Origin of the sequence: Verrucosispora sp. WMMC514, assembly GCF_027497295.1 — a bacterium.
GTDB lineage: Bacteria > Actinomycetota > Actinomycetes > Mycobacteriales > Micromonosporaceae > Micromonospora > Micromonospora palythoicola.
The window spans coordinates 6,457,696-6,476,159 of the sequence record NZ_CP114906.1 but is presented as its reverse complement, the minus strand read 5'-3'; the positions used below and the strand labels follow the sequence as shown (position 1 = coordinate 6,476,159).

The window sequence follows — 18,464 nt, the reverse complement described above, 5'->3', positions numbered from 1 at the left end:
CCGCCGGGTCGGCCGTGGCCGGCGACCCCTACAGGCTGCGGGCGGCGATGTCACCGTAGGCGGTGGTCGCGTGGATGTTCAGGCCGGCGGCGGCGCCGTCGGTGTTGCGGAGCTCGTTGCGCACGCGGCCGTACGTGGTGCCGGCGTCCAGGGTGGCCGAGCTGTCGCGGGCGGCACCGATCGTGATGTTGCCCTGCTCGGTGCGCAGCGTGACGGTGCCGGCGACGGCCTCGGCGACGGTCAGGTTGCCCCGCTGGGTGCTGATCTGCCCGGGCCCGCCGAGACGGCCGACGGTGATGTCGCCCGACTGCAGGGTCAGGCGGGCCTGCGCGGTCTCGTCGAGCTTCACCGCGCCCTCCGCGCCGTCGAAGGTGACGTCGCCGAGGCGGCCGACGCCGCGGAACTCGACGCTGGCGGCCTCCGCCTCGACCCGTGAGCCGGCGGGCAGCTGCACCGTCACCTCGACGGACCCGGACGAGCCGAGGATCCGCCGTGCCGGCTCCGCCGCCTGGACGCGCAGGACACCGTCGTCGAAGGTGACCACGACGCGCTCGGCCGCGGTCACGTCGCGGGACTTGCCGGCGTCGGTGGGCAGGATCTCCACGGTCGTGTCGGTGCGGTCGGCGGCAATGATCTGGATGCGTCCCGCGGGGATGTCGAGCACGGCCGAGATGGCGGCGGGGGTGTCGAACCTCTGCATCATGACTCCTCCTGACTGATGTTTCCGATGCAGGAAACACTACGTTGCTTTCAGCTGGACGGCAACACTGCCGTTGCACTCCCAGGTCGTATCAGCAGCTCAGAGCAGCTATTTCGTTGCAATGGGACAGCGTTCAATGCAACTTGGCTCGGTGAATCCGTTGCAATAGCAGGCAAGTGAACGCTATGCTCGGGGCCGGTGCGGAGCACGGAAGGAGGCCATGATGCCGGGAGGTAGGCTCACTCAACCCGAGCGCCAGCAGATCGCCCTCGGGTTGGCCGACGGCCTCGCCTACGCGGCGATCGCCCGGCGGCTCAACCGGCCGACCTCGACCATCACCCGCGAGGTGATGCGCAACGGCGGTCCCACCGCCTACCGCGCCGACCTCGCTCACCACGCCACCGAGCGACGCGTCCGGCGCCGCCGGAAGGCCACTCCCGGGCGTGCCGACACACCGCCGCAGGCGCACGGTCGTGACGCCGAGGCCGTGCAGGAGTACGAGGAGACCTTCGCCACGGTCTTCATGCAGTCGGGGCTGCCCCGGATGACGGCCCGGACGCTGGCCTGCCTCTTCACCACCGACAGCGGCAGCCTCAGCGCCTCGGAGCTGGTGGGGCGTCTGCGGGTGAGTCCGGCGTCGGTCTCCAAGGCGGTCGCCTTTCTCGACAACCAGGGCCTGGTCCGCCGGGAACGTGACGAACGACGTCGCGAACGCTACGTCGTCGACGACGACGTGCTGTACGAGTCGGTGATGGCCAGCGCCCGAGCCACCGCCCACCTCGGCGAGATCGCCCGGCAGGGTGTGGGTGTCCTCGGCCGTGGCACCCCGGCCGCCACCCGGCTGGAGAACATCGCCCGCTTCGTCGACTTCGTCTCGGAGAGCATCGCCCGGGCCGCGGGTCAGGCCCGCGACATCCTGCACACGAAACTGGAGACCACCCGGAGCGACGCCTGATGAGCGTGGTGGTTTCCGACCCTCCCGGCGCATTCCCGTGGCTTCAGCGGGGAGCGCTCGGCACCGCGACGAGCCGGCGTTCGATCTCGGATACGACCGCGTCACGGTGGGTGGCCACGAAGAAGTGCCGGCCCGGGAAGGTCAGACACTCGAAGCCGCCGAGGGTGTGCCCCTGCCAGGCGGCCGCTTCGGCGGCGCTGACCACCGGGTCGTCGCGGCCGGTGAGCACGGTGATCGGGCAGCGCAGCGGCGGGCCGGCCGTGACCGGGTAGGTCTCCACGGCGCGGTAGTCGGTCCGCAGCGCGGGTAGCGCCATGGCGCGCACGTCGGGATCGTTGAGCGCCTCGGCGACGCCGGCGTCGCCGTCGAGTTCCTGCACGTGGGCGACCAGCCCGTTGTCGCTGAGTCGATGGACCGCCTCCGGCCGGCTCGTCGACGGGGCCCGCCGGCCGGACGCGAACAGGTGTGTCGGCTGGTGGCCGGCCTGTTCCAGCAGCAGCGCGGTTTCGTAACCCACGAGCGCGCCCATGCTGTGCCCGAACAGCGCGACCGGTCGCGGGCCGAAGGCGGCCAGTTGCTCGGCCACCGCCGCGGCGAGCGCCGCCACGCTGTCGACCTGCGGTTCGTCGTGGCGGTCCTGGCGGCCCGGGTACTGCACGGCCACCACGTCGACCGAGCGGGACAGGGCTGCCGAGAACGGGTAGAAGAAGCTGGCCGAGCCACCGGCGTGGGCCAGACAGACGAGGGTGACGCCGGCTTCCGGCCCGCGGTGGTACCGCCGGATCCAGCGTGGATCGGGACCGTTCATGCCGCGCACCCGGCCGGCGGCCGGAACCGGTTGATCGCGGTCAGCTGCCGCTCCCGCAGTTCGGGGTCCTCGACGCCGCCGCCCTCGGCGGCTGCCAGGCAGAGCACGCCGACCTTGCCCTGATGTCGGTTGCGGTGCAGGTCGTCGACGGCCCGACCGACGTCGTCGAGGGGATAGGTGACGGACAGCGTCGGGTGGATGCGGCCCCGCACGACGAGCCGGTTGGCCTGCCATGCCTCACGGTAGTTGGCGAAGTGCGTCCCGACGATCCGCTTGAGACTCATCCACAGATGGCGGTTGTCGAACTGGTGCTCGTACCCGCTGGTGGAGGCACAGGTCACCACGGTGCCGCCACGGCGGGCGACATAGACGGACGCGCCGAACGTCTCGCGCCCGGGGTGCTCGAAGACGATGTCGGGATCCTCTCCTCCGGTCAGCTCCCGGATTCGCTGGCCGAACCGGCGCCACTCGCGCGGGTCCTGGGTGGTCTCGTCGCGCCAGAACCGGTAGGCCTCGGCCTCCCGGTCGATGACCGCCTCGGCACCCATGCGCCGGCACACCTCAGCCTTCTCGGGGCTGGAGACCACGCATATCGGAGTGGCACCCCCGCACAGCGCGTACTGCACGGCGAACGAGCCCAGGCCGCCAGCCGCGCCCCAGATCAGCACGTTGTCGCCGAGGCGCATGCCCGCGCCGTGCGGTGACACCAGCTGCCGATAGACGGTGGAGTTGACCAGCCCGGGCGACGCGGCCTCCTCCCAGGTCAGGTGCGTCGCCTTCGGCATGAGTTGGTTCGCGTTCACCAGCGCCAGGTCGGCGAGCCCACCGAAGTTCGTCTCGTACCCCCAGATGCGCTGTTCCGGGTCCAGCATGCTGTCGTCGTGGCCGTCCGGGTGCTGTAGCTGTACCGACAGGCAGTGCGCGACCACGCGATCACCCGGGCGCCAACGCTGCACCCCCGGGCCGGTGCGCAGGACGACGCCGGCGAGGTCGGAGCCGATCACGTGGTACGGCTGGGCGTGCCGGGCGGCGAGATCACCGGTGCGGGCGTAACGGCGCAGGAAGCTGAAGGTGGGCACCGGTGCGAACAGCGCGCTCCACACGGTGTTGTAGTTGACCGCACTCGCCATCACGGCGATCAGCGCCTCACCGGGCCCTGGCTCCGGGGTCGGCACGTCGCGCACGTGCAAAGCCTTGGCCGGTTCGCGCTCGGCGAGCGGGATGTCGTCGAACATGTGCTGGTCCTCTTCGAGCAGCACGGCTCCTCGGTAGTACTCCGGTACCGGTATGGCGGCCACCGCCGCGGCGTCGGGCGCGGCCACGACCGCCGCGGCGAAGTTCGCGTTCATCGGACACCACCTGTGGCGACGGCGTTGCCGGCCATCGCCGTCTGCCGTGGCCGGGTTCGAGGGATCTCGCTCAGGAAGCCGGTGCCGGTCTTGCGACCCAGCCGCCCGGCGGCGACCAGCGCGGACAGGGCCGGCGCGGGGGCGAAGCAGGGCTCGCCGAATTCGTCGTGGAGCCGGCGCAGAATGGCCAGCGACACGTCGAGTCCGATGGTGTCGAGCAGCGCGAACGGGCCCATCGGATAGCCGAACTCGGCGCGGATCGTGGCGTCGAACTCCTCGGCCCGCACCGCACCGCGCTCCAGCAGGGTGATGGCGCGGTTGAGATAGCCGAACAGCAGGTAGTTGACGATGAATCCGCACCGGTCCGCACTGTGCACGGAGACCTTGCCCAGGCGCCGCACCAGGGCGTGCGCCGTCGCCACCGTCTGCGCCGAGGTGGTCGCGGTGGCGGCGATCTCGACCAGCCGCATCGCCGGTGCCGGGTTGAAGAAGTGCAGACCGAGCACGTCGGCGGGACGGCCGGCGGCGGCCGCGCACGCGGCGACGGACAGGCTCGAGGTGGTGGTGGCGAGCACCGTGTCGGTCGGGCAGGCGGCGGCCAGCGCGGCGAACACCCGCCGCTTGATGTCGGCGTCCTCGGCCACCGCCTCGACGACGACGTCGCAACCGGCGAGTGCGGCCTGGTCGGCCGAGGTGGTCAGGCACTCCTCGGCGGTCATCCGGGTCGGCTCGTCGAGGCGGCCGCGCGACACCGCGGCGGTGAGCGAGCGGCCGATCTGCGCCCGGGCCAGGGCGGCCCGCTCGTCGGTCCGGGCCACCACCGTGGTGTGCAGGCCGGCGACGGCGCCGACCTGCGCGATGCCGCGTGCCATGGTGCCCGACCCGACGACGCCGAGTCGGCGCGGTGGACGCGGGGCACCCGACGGACCGGAGTCCTGCGGGGCGCCGGTCTGGCCGATGTCCGGTCGGTCGTAGTCGTAGAAGCCGCGGCCGACGCGGCGGCCCAGCCGACCGTCGCACGCCATCCGGATGAGAATCGCCGCGGGCCGGATCCCGGCGTCGTCGAGCATGGCGATGGCGACGTCGATGCCGAGGTCGTCGAGATGAGCGAGTGGACCCTGCGGCAGGCCGCAGCCGAGGCGCATGGCGGTGTCGACGTCGTCGCGGGTCACATGGCCCTCACCGTGGTGAGCGGCGGCGCGGTTGAGATACTCCACCACGAGAGCTGTCGCCGTTTGATCCTGCATGCCCGCTACGCTAAGAGCGGGTCTGATGCCGGCGGCACCCCTTTTCTCCGCCTGCCGGAAAATCCGGGGCTGCTAAGGGTTAGGCGGTGTCCATTCGGGTCGACTGCCGCGAATCACCGAGCAGCGCTGCGTTCCGTCACCGGGCCCACACCGTACGTCGTAGCACAATCGATTGAACGGACAGTCCTGATTGGACGAAGTGCTCTGGTTATGAGGTAGCGGCGACCATGGATGCGTTCGTAATCTCAATGTGACACACGGTCGAGGGGTGCATTGTGGTGTGGCCACCGAAATTGGGGCAGATATGTTGATTCGCAGGGCAGGCGTCGACAAGTCGTGAGTATGGCTACCCCATCGGGACGAATACGTCACGGTGGCGCAGGGTAGGCGGGCCGATGGAATTCCGGGTACTCGGTCCGCTGGAAGCGGTCGACGACGACGGGGGTCGCCTCGACCTGGGGGGTCATCGCCAGCAGATCGTCCTGGCCAGCCTTGCCCTGGAACCGCGCCGGGTGATCTCGGTCGGGCGACTGGTGACCGCGGTCTACGGCGAGCGGCTGCCCAACAGCGCCCGTGCCCAGGTGCAGATCTGTGTGTCCGCGCTCCGCCGGCTGCTGGCGGCCAACGGGCGCCCGGAGGCGATCACCACGCGGCACCAGGGGTACGCCCTGGAAGTGCCCGATGACGATGTCGATCTGCAACGGTACGAGTCGTTGCTCGGCCGGGCGGGCGCGACCGCCGACAAGGACGAGGCCGTGCGGCTCTACCGCGAGGCGCTGCGCATGTGGCGCGGCGCGCCGCTGGAGGGCCTGGACAGCGAACCACTGCGCGCGGCCGCCGACCGGCTCGTCGAGCGCCGGCTGGCCGCCACCGAGGAGTGCATCGACTTCGAGCTCGCCCTGGGTCGACACGATGACGTGATCGCCGAGCTGACCGGGCTGGTCGCCGCCCATCCGCTGCGCGAACGGCTGCGCGGGCAGCTGATGCTCGCGCTCTACCGGTCCGGCCGGCAGGCCGAGGCGCTGGAGTGCTACCGCTCGGCCCGCCGGATTCTGATCGAGGACCTCGGCCTGGAGCCCAGCGAGCGGTTGCAGCGGTTGGAACGCTCGATCCTCGGCTCCGACATCGGGCTCGACGCGCCGCTGCCCCCGGAGCGGATCGAGATCGGGCGACCCGTCGTGGCCGAGCCGGTGGGGATCCCGCCGCCGGTCGTCATCGCCGAGCAGGCGGCGCCCGACGGCGTCGGCCCGCCCCTGCCGGCCGCCGACGGCAAGATCCTGCCGGTGACCGGCGTCGATCCGATCCTGCCGGTGGCCGGCGTCGATCCGATCCTGCCGGTGACCGGCGGCGGCCCGAAGCTGCCGGTCACCGGCGTCGGCGTGCCCCTGCCGGTCACCGGTGGCGGCCCGAGCCTGCTGCCCACTGACATCGCGGACTTCACCGGTCGCACCGACCAGATCCAGGAGATCCAGGAACGCCTCGCCGAGGCCGCGGAGAATCCAGCTCAGTTGGCGGTGCCGATCGTCGTGGTCGCCGGCAAGCCCGGCATCGGCAAGACCTCGCTGTGCGTACACGTCGCGCACCGGATCGCCTGGCGCTATCCGGACGGCCAACTCTTCGCCGACCTGCACGGCGGTGCGTCCCGGCAGGCCAGTCCGACCCAGGTGCTGGAACGCTTCCTGCGCGGCCTCGGCGTGCCGGGCAACGCGATCCCGGACGAGCTGGAGGAGCGCGCGGAGATGTACCGCGATCTGCTGGCCGACCGGCGCATCCTGGTCGTGCTGGACAACGCCGGCAGCGAGACGCAACTGCTGCCGCTGCTGCCCGGCAACCCCAGCTCCGCGGTGCTGGTCACCAGCCGGCGGCGCCTGGCGGGGCTTCCGGGCGCGGTGCACATCGAGGTGGATGTCTTCGACTCGGTCCAGTCGATCGCGCTGCTGTCGCGGATAGCCGGCGGCGACCGGGTGCAGGCCGAGGCGGACGCGGCGGCCGAGTTGGCCGAGCTGTGCGGGCAGCTGCCGCTGGCGTTGCGAATCGCCGGCGCGCGGCTGTCGGCGCGTCCGCACTGGACGGTGGAGCAGCTCGCCAGCCGTCTGGAGAACGAATCCCGCCGACTCGACGAGCTCAAGCACGGTGCCCTGGGGATCCGGGTGAGCATCTCGCTCACCTACGACAACCTGGCCGATGAGGCCCGCCGGCTGTTCCGCCGGCTGGCCCTGCTCGACTTCCCGGCCTTCGGTGGCTGGGTCAGCGCCGCGTTGCTCGACCAGCCGCTGGCCGACGCGCAGGACCTGCTCGATGAGCTGGTCGACGCACAGCTGGTCGAGATCACCGGCACCGAAGGGGGGCTGCGCGCCCAGTACCGGCTCCACGATCTCATCCGGGTGTTCGCCCGGGAACGGCTGGCCGTGGAGGAGGGCGCCACCGATCGCAGCGCGGCGCTGTCACGGGTGCTCGGCGCGCTGCTCTTCCTCGCCGAGCAGGCGCACGAGCGGTTGCACGGTTGCGACACCCGGCAGGTGCACAGCCAGGCCGAGCGGTGGACGTTCGCCCCGGAGGTGGTGGCGCGGGTCGTCCGTGATCCGCTGGGCTGGCTGGAGCGCGAGCGCCTGAACCTGGTCGCCGCGGTGCGCCAGACGGTCAAGGTCGGCCTGGTCGAGCTGTGCTGGGACCTCGCGTTCACGTCGGTGACCCTGTTCGAGTCACGGATCTATCTCGACGACTGGCGAGAGACCCACCGGGTGGCCCTGGCCGCGTGCCGATCCGTGGGCGATCAGCGCGGCGAGGCGGTGATGCTGTACTCCACCGGCTCGCTCGGCGTCGTCGAGAAGCGCTTCACCGACGCGCGGGAGAACCTGGAGCAGTCCGAGCGGCTGTTCAAACAGCTCGGCGCCGAGCACGGGGTCGCCCTGGTCAGCCGCCAGCTGGCCTACCTGGACCGGATCGCCAGCGACTTCGACAACGCGACGCGTCGCTACGAGAGTGCGTTGCACGTGCTGCTCGCCGCGGGTGACCTGACCGCGGCGGCCTACGTGCTGAACAGCATGGCGCAGACCGCGCTGGAACGCGGCAACCCGGAGGAGGCCAAGCGGATGTTGCCGCGCGCGCTGGAGCTGAGCAGGCAGGCCGGCAGCCGGCGCGTCGAGGCGCAGGTGCTGCACCGGCTGGCCGACGCCCACCTGAGCGCCGGGGACCATGCGGCGGCCGTGACGGCGTTCGACGAGGCCCTGACAGTGGTGCGCGACCTGGGTGATCCGATCGGCCAGGCCTACGCGCTGCACGGACTGGGCCTGGCCCACCTGTGCTCCGGCGATCACGATCAGGCTGGTCGCGCGCTCACCGAAGCGCGGGGGCTGGCGGCCAGCACCGGCGAGCGGATGATCGAGGCGCGGGTCGAACGCAGCCTGGGCGAGTTGGACCTGGCGGTCGGAAAGGCGCCGCAGGCGGTGGTGCACCTGCACCGGGCCCTGAGCCTGTTCCGCAGCATCCAGGCGCCGAGGTTCGAGGCGCGGGTGCTGGTGATGCTCAGCGAGGCGTACGCCGCCGCGGGTGGTGGCGACCAGCCGTACGCCGAGCCGGCGGAGAGCGAGGCGACGGCCGCGCCGGCTCACCGCGAGATGACCGCGACGTAGCCGCTGCCGCCTCGCGGTCGACACCGGGCGACTGGTCGCCGGCGGTGTCGGCCTTTTCGCTCGGCGGGGCATGGTGGTTCCGGTCGCGACACCGAATTGCAGAAGGACGGTGTGCGGGCGATTAGCCTGCACACCGTCCTTCTACGATATGGCGGGTCGTTCGGCAGCGCGGATCCGTAGTTGTGAGGCGTTCCGCTGGTGCGGCGTCGATCAGGTCCAGGGCCAGTTGTCCAGCGTGGTCGAGTTCACGGTCGTCTCGCCGGCGGAGAGCGTGGTGTCGGCTTGTGCGGCGGAGGCACCGGCCAGCGCGAGCCCGATACCGAACAAACCGGCGACAATGGCCTTGGCGATGTGAGCAGCAGTCGAACGCATGGTTAATCCTCGTTTCTTAGCGGATTACCGGCTGCCTTGAGAGCGGTGCGGCAGCGGTTCTGGAAACGAAGTTATGGCCCCGGTCCATTGGCGCACTATTGACTTCTTTTCTGCCTCCGATGCTCGGCCACGGCCGCGACGATAGGCATTCGAATGCACGGCGATAGCGGCCCATTCGATGATCGCGGAAACCAGGCGCCCGCGCAGTCGCGGGCTGAACAGGAGCAAAATTCGATGAAGGTCACTGCGCAGGCCCTTGATGTGGTATACGGCCGACCTGCTGCCGGAGTTCCGGCGCGGCTGGAGCGGCGTACGACCAGAGGCTGGGAGCCGGTGGCCGGCACGGCGACCGACGACGCCGGCCACATCCTCGACTGGACGGACAGTCGACTGGTCAAGGGTGACTACCGCGTCGTTTTCGACAGCGGCTCCTATTTCGCCAACCTCGGAGTCAGCACCACCTACCCCGAGATCGCGGTTGTCGTCGGGCTCCTCGACGACACGGACGCCTGTGAGATCCAGGTGCTGCTGGCGCCGTACTCGTGCTCGATGTTTCTCGGTGCTCGCAGCTGACATCGAAGGGCGCGCCGCGCGCGCCGTCGTGCTGAAGCGCCGCGACGAACCACCACGCCGCGGTGATGATCAAGGAGGACAGCATGCATTCCTTTTCCAACGCGGTGAAGCGCTACCGGCCGGCCGTCCATGAGCCGCTGCCGGACCGCACCTGGCCGGATCGGGTCATCGCCGCGGCCCCCCGCTGGCTCTCGACCGACCTTCGCGACGGCAACCAGTCGCTCGTCAACCCGATGGACCCGGCCCGGAAGCTGAGCATGTTCCGGTTGCTGGTGACGATGGGTTACCGGGAGATCGAGGTCGGCTTTCCGTCGGCGAGCAGGGACGACCACGACTTCCTGCGGCTGCTCATCGAGAAGGACCTGATCCCCGACGACGTACGGATCACCGTGTTGGTCCAGGCGCGCGACGACCTGATCCGGCGCACCGTGCAGAGCCTGGTCGGCGCGGCGCGCGCCACCGTGCACCTCTACAACGCGACCTCGCCGCTGTTCCGCCGGATGGTGCTCGGCGTCGACCGGGACGGGTGCCGGCAGCTCGCCGTGCACGGCACGCAGCTGATGATGAAGTACGCCGAGGAGAGCCTCGCCGACTGCGACCTGGGCTACCAGTACTCGCCCGAGCTGTTCAACGACACCGAGGCGGACTTCTCCCTGGAGGTCTGCGAGGCGGTGATGGACGTGTGGCAGCCGGAGCCCGGCCGGCCGATCATCCTGAACTTCCCGACCACCGTCGAACGCACCATGCCCAACGTCTTCGCCGACCGGATCGAGTGGATGGACCGGCATCTGAGCCGGCGCGAGCACCTGTGCCTGTCGGTGCATCCGCACAACGACCGGGGCACCGGGGTGGCCACCGCGGAGATGGCCGTGCTCGCCGGTGCCGAGCGCATCGAGGGCTGCCTGTTCGGCAACGGCGAGCGGGCCGGCAACGTCGACCTGGTGACGCTGGGGTTGAACCTGTTCAGCCAGGGTGTCGACCCGGGCATCGACTTCTCCGGTCTGGACCGGATCCGGCGCACCGCCGAGCGGTGCACCGACCTGCCGGTGCACCCCCGGCACCCGTACGCCGGGGACCTGGCCTACACCGCCTTCTCCGGCTCCCACCAGGACGCCATCAACAAGGGCTTCGCCGAGCAGAGCCGGGTCGCGGCCGAGCAGGGCGTCCCGGTGGACGAGGTCGCCTGGGAGATTCCCTATCTGCCGATCGACCCGCAGGACGTGGGTCGCGCCTACGAGAGTGTGGTGCGCATCAACAGCCAGTCCGGCAAGGGCGGGGTGGCGTACGTGTTGAGTTCCCGGCTCGGGCTGCATCCGCCGCGGGAGCTGCAGCTGGAGTTCGCCGGCCTGGTGCAGTCCTACGCCGATGCCGAGGGCGGCGAGATCGACCCCGAGCGGGTGTGCGCCCTGTTCCGCGACGAGTACGTGTCCGGGTCGCTGATGGTGGTGCCGGTGGCGACGGCCCGTCCGGTGTCCGCGTATCTGCACATCGACGGTGCCGCGTTCACCGTCGGTGGGCAACGCACCGACGAGCTGGAACGGATCGGGCGGTCGTTGGCCCGCTGGGGCGTCGAGGTGCGGGCGGTGCACCGCACCGGCACCGGGCTGGCCGACTCGACCGGCCTGGTCGTGTACGCGGAGCTGCGGGTGGGCGAGGAGACCCTGTGGGGCGCCGGCATCGAGGCCGACCTGCCGGCGGCGGTGTCGGCCGCGGTGCGCTCGGCGGTGGCCCGGGTCGGTCGGACCCCGCTGGCGTCGCCACCGCGGCAGGACCAGGCACCGGCGGTCACGCCACGCTACGCCCGGGTCGGGTGAGCACAATCGACGGATGGCGCGGCGATAGGGGTACGACAGCGGCCGTCCGTAGCGTCTGGAGTACCGGCCGATCCCAGGTGAGCGAGCCGGAGCTGCGATCGTATCGAAAGGATGATCATGAAGTTGGTCGAGCGCGCGGACGCGATCGCCACGCTGGACGGCCTCCTTGCCTCGGCCGTCGCCGGCAAAGGGCGGATCGCCGTCATAGCGGGCGCGGTAGCGTCCGGCAAAACCGAGTTGTTGAACACCTACGCCGACCGGGCGGTGGACCGCGACGCCCTGGCGATCACCGCGATCGGCGCGGACGCCGAGCGTGACCTGCCGCTCGGTGTGCTCACCCAGCTGCTGCTCGACGCGCCGCTGGTGCCCGAGGAGCAGCGGCGCGCGATGAACCTGCTGTACGAAGGGGTCCGCGCCGACGACTGCGACAACCAGATCGACCCGCAGATCGTGCACGCCCTCTGCACGATCCTGTTGGAGCTGTCCCACCGCTATCCGCTGATCATCGCGGTCGACGACATCGACCGCGCCGACCGGTTGTCGATCGTCTGCCTGTCCTACCTGGCCCGGCGGGCGCGCTTCGCGCCCATGCTGCTGCTGTTCACCCAGACCGAGCAGGGTCGCCGGGACGACGTCGCATTCGACACCGAGGCGTTCTGGCGGCCGCCGCACGGCTCCCGGATCGTCCTGTCGGCCCTGTCGGCCGACGCGATGCGCGAACTGGCGGCCAGCTACGTCGGCGAAGCCGACGCCGAGCGGCTGGCACCGGCCTGGCAGCAGGTCAGCGGTGGCAACCCGCTGCTGCTGCGTGGCCTGCTCGACGATCACCGGGAGGCGTCGGCCGCCGGCGCCGGGGTCGGCGGCGAACCGGTGACCGGGGAGAACTTCGCCCGGGCGGTGGTCTCCTGCCTGCACCGCACCAGCGCCCGGGTGCGGCGGGTGGCCCAGGGGCTGGCGGTCTGCGGCGATCTCGCGCTGCTCGAACAACTGGTCCCGGACGACGGCGGGCAGATCGGCCCGGCGGTACGCACGCTGACCACGATGGGCCTGCTGTCCGGTACGAACTTCCGGCATCCGGCCGCGCGCGCGGCGGTGCTGGCCGACATCGACGAGCTGGACCGCGCCGACCTGTTCAGCCGGGCCGCGGTGCTCGCTCATCGCGGTGGCGCGTCCAGCGCCGTGGTGGCCGAGCACCTGGTCGGCGCCGGCGACGTCAACGAGGCGTGGGCCGTGCCGGTGCTCGAGGACGCGGCCCGGCAGTCGTTGCGGGAGGGCCAGGTGGCGGCGGCGGTGCGCTACCTGCAACTCGCGTTGGGTGCCTGCACCGACAGCCAGCGGCGTGCCCGGATCACCGCCGCCCTGGTCCGCGCCGAGTGGCGGATCAACCCGAGCGCGCCGACCGGGTACCTGCCCGAGCTGGCCGCCGCCCTGCGTGGCGGGCACCTGCGCGGGGTGGACGCGCTGGTGCTCACCAAGGCGTTGCTCTGGCACGGCCAGTTCACCGAAGCCCGGGAGGCGTTCGAGCTGATCAGCGCGCACAGCGGCAAGGCCGACGCGGAGACGCTCGCCGAGTTGGTCATCACCCGGCCGTTGATGCTCGCGACGTACCCGTCCTTCCGGCCGCTGCTGCACCCGGGCATCCAGCCGCCGGTGGCGATGCCGACGGTGTCGGCCAGTCATCGGCTGTCGGCGGCCACCGCGCTGGCCGGGGTGCTCAGCGACGGCCCGTCGGAGCGGGCGATCGCGGTGGCCGAACGGATCCTGCGCAACTCGCGCCTGGACGAGATGAGCCTGGACACCGTGGAGAGTGCGTTGCTGGCACTCACCTACGGTGGCTGCCCGGCCAGCGCCGCGGTGTGGTGTGACGCGTTCGTCGACGAGGCGCGGATGCGACGCTCGCCGAGCCGGCAGGCGCGGCTGGCGGCGATCCGCGCGGAGATCTCGATGCGCCTGGGCGACCTGACCGGGGCACGGCAGTACGCCACCGACGCGCTGACGGTGATGCCGTCGAGCAGTTGGGGCGTCGCGGTGGGTGGTCCGCTGGCTGTTCTGATCATGGCGACCACCGCGATCGGTGACATCGGTGCGGTCCGCGACCACCTGGATCAGCCGGTGCCGGAGGAGATGTTCCAGACCCGGTTCGGACTGCACTACCTGTACGCCCGGGGCCGGTACAGCCTCGCCGTCGGTGAGCTGCCGCTGGCGTTGCGCGACTTCAGGCTCTGCGGCCAGTTGGCCGCGCAGTGGGGGATGGACACCCCCGGCCTGGTGCCGTGGCGGGTCGACGCGGCCGAGACGTTGTTGCGGATGAACGCGCCGGAGCAGGCCCAGCAGCTGGTCGAGGACCAGCTGAAGCGCTGCGGCGACGGCCAGCCGCGGGTGCGCGCCATGGCCCTGCGCCTCTACGCCGCCTGCGGTGAGCTCCGGCACCGGCCGATGTTCCTGCGCCAGGCCGCCGACCTGCACAACGGCGGTGACGACTACGAGCTGGCCCGCACCCTGGTCGACCTGACCGAGGCGTTCCAGACGCTCGGCGAGTCGCGGCGGGTCCGCCTCATCGCCCGGCGGGCGCGGGCCACGGCCGAGAAGGCGGGGGCGCTACCGCTGCTCCAGGCGCTCAGCCTGGAGTCCGGCTGGGACGAGGGGGACACCCCGGATGCGATCAACCCGGTCGTGGCGGTGGCGGTCCTGAGTGAGGCCGAGCATCGCGTCGCCGCCCTGGCGGCGGCCGGTTACAGCAACCGGGAGATCTCCGCGAAGCTGTTCATCACGATCAGCACCGTCGAGCAGCATCTGACCCGTACGTACCGCAAGTTGAACGTCGCCCGCCGTGGCGACCTGCCGGCGAGTCTGAGCCCGGACTACTCCGCCAGCGTCTGAGCGACAGGCAGCAGGCCGCACCCATCGGTGCGGCCTGCTGCCGTGGCTTCGCCAGTCGTGCGGTCCGTCCAGCGGATCAGACGACGGCGAACGCGGGTGCCACCACCGCGATGGCGGTCACGACCAGCCCGTTCCGGGCCAGCCAGCGGCCGTTGAAGCCGGTGAGCCGGCGCCCGTGCAACTGCGCCCCCGTCACCAGTATCCGGGCCTCGAAGGTGCCGGCCAGCGGGTCGAAGGTGATGTCGGCGTCCTCGAAGTCCAGCCAGCGCCCGGTCAGCGGAAACCAGGCCTTGTAGACGGACTCCTTGGCGCTGAACAGCAACCGGTCCCAGCACACGTCGGGGTGATCGCGCCGCAGCAGGCCGATCCGGTCCCGTTCCTGCGGCAGCGACACGGCCGGCAGGACATCGTCGAGCAGCGGTGCGTTCGGCTCGGCGTCGATGCCGATGGTGGTGACGACCTCGGTTTCGGCGAGCACCGCGGCGCGGTAGCCGTCGCAGTGCGTGATGCTGCCGATCAGGCCGGCCGGCCAGCGCGGTTCACCGCGTGGCCCGGGCGGTACCGACGCCGGTGCGCGACCGAGGCGGGCCATCGCCTGCCGGGCGCACCAGCGGCCGGTGGTGAACTCGCGCCGCCGTTTGTCCACCGCGGCGCGGACGACCCTTTCCTCGTCCGGAAAGAGGAATGGGTCGGGCGCCTCGGTGAAGGTGTCGACGGCGACGGTGCCGGCCGGGAGAATCGCCTCGATCATGGCACGCTCCGAACCGGTGACTGTTTCTCCATTCCCGCCGTCGATGGCGGCGGGGCGCTCTTGTCGACAGTGGGCATGTAACGAATGCTAAGGACCGGCACCGCGTACCGGAATGCGTGGCGGCGGTCTCTCGGGCTCGGACCGGCACGGTTACGGGAGGTCCAGGGCGAGTAGGGGAGTGTCGGTGGGGCCCGACGGGTGGTCACCGGGCCACCAGCCCCCGATCCGTGAACTGGGCACGGACCCGTGCGAGCAGCTCGGGGGTGGGCGGCTCGGTGTCGGCGCACGGGTAGGGCAGCCCCAGCTCGCGGTACTTGTGCGCGCCGAGCCGGTGGAACGGCAGCACCTCCACCCGCTGCACCGTGGCCAGGGTGGCGACGAAGTCGGCGACGCCCGCCACATTAGCCGGGTCGTCGGTGAGACCGGGCACGAGCACGGAGCGGATCCAGATCGGGATGCCCCGATCGGCGAGCCGGTGGGCGAAGCGCAGCGTCGGCGTGACCGTACCGGTTCGGGTGACCCGGCGGTAGGTCGCCGGATCCCGGCTCTTGATGTCCAGCAGCACCAGATCGGTCGCGTCGAGCAGCTCCGGGGTGGCGCGGTCGCCGAGGAAACCGCTGGTGTCCAGCGCGGTGTGCAGCCCCAGCTCCGTGCAGCGGCGCAGAACCGCCGCGGTGAACCGGGGCTGTTGCAGCGGCTCGCCGCCGCTGAGGGTGACGCCACCACCGGCCACCTTGATGAACCGCTCGTATCGCCGGATCTCGGTGACCAGGTCGTCCACCGTCATGGTCCGTCCGCTGCGCTGGTACCAGGTGTCCGGGCTGTGGCAGAAGCGGCAGCGCAGCGGGCAGCCGGCGAGGAAGGCCACGAAGCGGGTGCCGGGTCCGTCCACTCCGGTTGAGGTGTCGAAGGAGTGGACGGAACCGAGCACCGTGCCGGCGGGCACGTAGGACGGGCGCGACGGCCAGGCCACGGCGGTCACAGCCGGCCGTGGACGGTGCGGGAGATGACGTCGCGCTGCTGCTCGCGGGTCAACCGGACGAAGTTCACCGCGTACCCGGAGACCCGGATGGTCAGTTGCGGGTACCGCTCGGGGTGGGCCATGGCGTCTTCGAGGGTGGCCCGGTCGAGGACGTTGACGTTGAGGTGGAAACCGCCCGCGTCGGTGTAACCGTCGAGCACTCCGACGAGATTGTCTATCTGCTCGTCGCGGGTGCGACCGAGCCCGTCGGGGGTGACCGTGGTGGTGAGCGAGATGCCGTCGCGGGCGCTGGCGTACGGCAGCTTCGCCACCGACAGCGCCGCGGCGACCAGGCCGTGGGTGTCCCGGCCGTTCATCGGGTTCGCGCCCGGCGCGAAAGGCTCGCCGGCTCGACGACCGTCCGGGGTGTTGCCGGTGTGCTTGCCGTAGACCACGTTCGAGGTGATGGTGAGCACCGACAGGCTCGGCTCGGCCCCCCGGTAGGTCGGCTGCGCCCGTACCTTCGCCATGAAGCGCTCCACCAGGTCCACGGCGATGGCGTCGGCCCGGTCGTCGTTGTTGCCGAAGGCGGGGTAGTCGCCGTCGACGGTGTAGTCGGTGACCAGACCGGTGCCGTCACGCAACACCTTCACCTGGGCGTGCCGGATCGCCGAGAGGCTGTCCACGGCCACGGAGAGCCCGGCGATCCCGGTGGCGAGGAAGCGGTGCACCGGGTGGTCGTGCAGCGCCATCTCCAGCCGCTCGTAGGCGTACTTGTCGTGCATGTAGTGGATGACGTTGAGCGCCCGGACGTAGGTGCGGGCCAGCCAGTCGAGGGTCCGGTCGAAGGCGGCCAGCACGGTGTCGTAGTCCAGCACGTCGTCGGTGACCGGCGGCGTCGCGGGCGCGACCTGCTCACCGGTGATCTCGTCCCGGCCGCCGTTGATCGCGTAGAGCAGGGCCTTGGCGAGGTTGGCGCGGGCGCCGAAGTACTGCATGTCCTTGCCGACGCGCATGGCCGACACGCAGCAGGCGATCGCGGTGTCGTCGGAGTACACCGGCCGGATCAGGTCGTCGTTCTCGTACTGGATGGCGCTGGTGTCCAGCGACACCTGCGCGCAGAAGCGTTTGAAACCGGCGGGCAGGTCGGGCGACCAGAGCACGGTCAGGTTCGGTTCCGGCGCCGGACCGAGGTTGTACAGCGTCTGCAGGAAGCGGAAGCTGGTTCGGGTCACCAGCGGCCGACCGCCCGCGTCGACGCCGCCGATCGCCTCGGTCACCCAGGTGGGGTCGCCGGAGAACAACTCGTCGTACTCGGGGGTGCGCAGGAACCGGATGATCCGCAGCTTGATCACGAAGTCGTCGATCAGCTCCTGGGCGGCGGACTCGGTGAGCCGGCCCTCGGCGATGTCGCGGTCCAGGAACACGTCGACGAACGTCGACGTGCGGCCCAGCGACATGGCGGCGCCGTTCTGTTCCTTGGTGGCGGCCAGGTAGGCGAAGTAGAGCCACTGGATGGCCTCGCGGCCGGTGGTGGCGGGCGCGCTGACGTCGTAGCCGTAGCCGGCGGCCATCTCCTTGAGCTCGCCGAGGGCGCGGATCTGCTCGGCCAGTTCCTCCCGGTCCCGGATGACCTCCTCGGTGCCGGGACGGTCGTCCAGGGACGCCTTGATCGCCGCACGTTCGGCGACGAGGCGGTCGACGCCGTAGAGCGCGACCCGCCGGTAGTCGCCGATGATCCGGCCGCGGCCGTACGCGTCGGGCAGTCCGGTGACGATGTGCGAGCGCCGCGCCGCCAGCACGTCGGCGGGGTAGGCGTCGAAGACCCCGGCGTTGTGCGTCTTGCGGTACGCGGTGAAGATGTGGCGCACCTGCGGGTCCATGGCGAAGCCGTACGCGGTCAGCCCGCTCTCCACCATCCGCAGCCCACCGTTGGGCATGATCGCCCGGCGCAGCGGCGCGTCGGTCTGCAACCCGACGATCAGCTCGCGGTCGCGGTCGATCCAGCCGGGCGCGTGCGAGGTGATCGTGGCGGGGGTGTGCGGGTCGACGTCGTAGACGCCGCGCTCGCGTTCGACGGTGAACATGTCGCGTAGCCGGTCCCACAATCCGGTGGTGCGCGGGGTGGGCCCGGCGAGGAACCGGGCGTCGCCCCAGTACGGGGTCACGTTGTCCCGGACGAACGCGGCCACGTCGACGCTGTCGCGCCAGGCGTCGCCGTGGAAGCCGCGCCACGGGTCGGACCCGGCCGTGGTGTGCTGCTCGGGCCGGACTGCCGTGCTGTGCTGCTGGACCATGTCTCCTCCTGGAAGCTCTCCTCGAGCCTCTCCCGGCGCCGACCGGGCGGTCAGGGGCGAAAGACCCGGTCGGTCCGGGCCGCTGGGCACCGGCGCGGTCGCGGGGGCATCGGTGACGATCAGAG

The 18,464-nt window shown here is 71.1% G+C and carries 13 protein-coding genes; 5 read left to right on the top strand and 8 right to left on the bottom strand.

All coding sequences use genetic code 11. From position 1 onward, the window contains the following. Positions 1–28 precede the first annotated feature (28 nt). Positions 29–703, bottom strand: a complete 675-nt coding sequence (locus O7597_RS30060) for a DUF4097 family beta strand repeat-containing protein (RefSeq protein WP_332317158.1) — start codon at positions 701–703, stop codon at positions 29–31. 220 nt (positions 704–923) lie between these two features. Here O7597_RS30060 and O7597_RS30055 point away from each other — a divergent pair, with 220 nt between their 5' ends. Continuing rightward, positions 924–1,655: a helix-turn-helix domain-containing protein gene (locus tag O7597_RS30055; protein ID WP_281581461.1), complete on the top strand. Its 732-nt coding sequence runs from the start codon at positions 924–926 to the stop codon at positions 1,653–1,655. Between the two features lie 43 nt (positions 1,656–1,698). On the opposite strand, the gene O7597_RS30050 is transcribed toward O7597_RS30055, so the two are convergent. The 3 genes from O7597_RS30050 to O7597_RS30040 are packed head-to-tail and all read right to left on the bottom strand — an operon-like array spanning position 1,699 to position 5,059. Next, positions 1,699–2,463 (bottom strand): alpha/beta fold hydrolase, encoded by a 765-nt coding sequence (locus tag O7597_RS30050; protein WP_269742056.1) that lies wholly within the window; start codon positions 2,461–2,463, stop codon positions 1,699–1,701. After that, positions 2,460–3,812, bottom strand: a complete 1,353-nt coding sequence (gene ccrA, locus O7597_RS30045) for a crotonyl-CoA carboxylase/reductase (protein ID WP_269742055.1) — start codon at positions 3,810–3,812, stop codon at positions 2,460–2,462. Before ccrA ends, O7597_RS30050 begins: the two co-directional genes overlap by 4 nt. Next, positions 3,809–5,059, bottom strand: a complete 1,251-nt coding sequence (locus O7597_RS30040; protein ID WP_281581460.1) for a 3-hydroxyacyl-CoA dehydrogenase NAD-binding domain-containing protein — start codon at positions 5,057–5,059, stop codon at positions 3,809–3,811. Before O7597_RS30040 ends, ccrA begins: the two co-directional genes overlap by 4 nt. Positions 5,060–5,454: 395 nt before the next feature. Between O7597_RS30040 and O7597_RS30035 the strand changes: the two genes are divergently transcribed. Beyond that, complete coding sequence (locus O7597_RS30035; RefSeq protein WP_281581459.1) at positions 5,455–8,691, top strand: BTAD domain-containing putative transcriptional regulator; 3,237 nt, start codon at positions 5,455–5,457, stop codon at positions 8,689–8,691. A 210-nt stretch (positions 8,692–8,901) separates the two neighbouring features. Here the strand turns inward: O7597_RS30035 and O7597_RS30030 are convergent, their stop codons facing one another. Beyond that, positions 8,902–9,063 (bottom strand): hypothetical protein, encoded by a 162-nt coding sequence (locus O7597_RS30030; RefSeq protein ID WP_269742052.1) that lies wholly within the window; start codon positions 9,061–9,063, stop codon positions 8,902–8,904. Positions 9,064–9,297: 234 nt separating this feature from the next. On the opposite strand from O7597_RS30030, the gene O7597_RS30025 reads away from it, so the two are divergent. From O7597_RS30025 to O7597_RS30015, 3 genes are all read left to right on the top strand, one after another. After that, entirely contained in the window at positions 9,298–9,636 is a 339-nt protein-coding gene (locus O7597_RS30025) for a hydroxyisourate hydrolase (protein WP_281581458.1), read from the top strand. Positions 9,637–9,719: 83 nt separating this feature from the next. Continuing rightward, complete coding sequence (locus O7597_RS30020; RefSeq protein WP_269742050.1) at positions 9,720–11,450, top strand: 2-isopropylmalate synthase; 1,731 nt, start codon at positions 9,720–9,722, stop codon at positions 11,448–11,450. A gap of 117 nt (positions 11,451–11,567) precedes the next feature. Next, positions 11,568–14,330 carry a LuxR family transcriptional regulator gene (locus tag O7597_RS30015; protein WP_281581457.1) on the top strand — a complete coding sequence of 921 codons (2,763 nt, stop codon included), beginning with the start codon at positions 11,568–11,570 and terminating at the stop codon, positions 14,328–14,330. Between the two features lie 76 nt (positions 14,331–14,406). Here O7597_RS30015 and O7597_RS30010 read toward each other — a convergent pair whose 3' ends face one another. From O7597_RS30010 to pflB, 3 genes are all read right to left on the bottom strand, one after another. Further along, positions 14,407–15,081 carry a 4'-phosphopantetheinyl transferase superfamily protein gene (locus tag O7597_RS30010; RefSeq protein ID WP_281581456.1) on the bottom strand — a complete coding sequence of 225 codons (675 nt, stop codon included), beginning with the start codon at positions 15,079–15,081 and terminating at the stop codon, positions 14,407–14,409. Between the two features lie 202 nt (positions 15,082–15,283). Continuing rightward, complete coding sequence (pflA, locus tag O7597_RS30005) at positions 15,284–16,063, bottom strand: pyruvate formate-lyase-activating protein (RefSeq protein ID WP_281581455.1); 780 nt, start codon at positions 16,061–16,063, stop codon at positions 15,284–15,286. Continuing rightward, the gene (gene pflB, locus O7597_RS30000) at positions 16,060–18,339 is read right to left on the bottom strand and encodes a formate C-acetyltransferase (RefSeq protein ID WP_281581454.1); all 2,280 of its coding nucleotides are present in this window, start codon (positions 18,337–18,339) and stop codon (positions 16,060–16,062) included. The genes pflA and pflB overlap by 4 nt, the downstream gene beginning before the upstream one ends. Between the last annotated feature and the right edge of the window lie 125 nt (positions 18,340–18,464).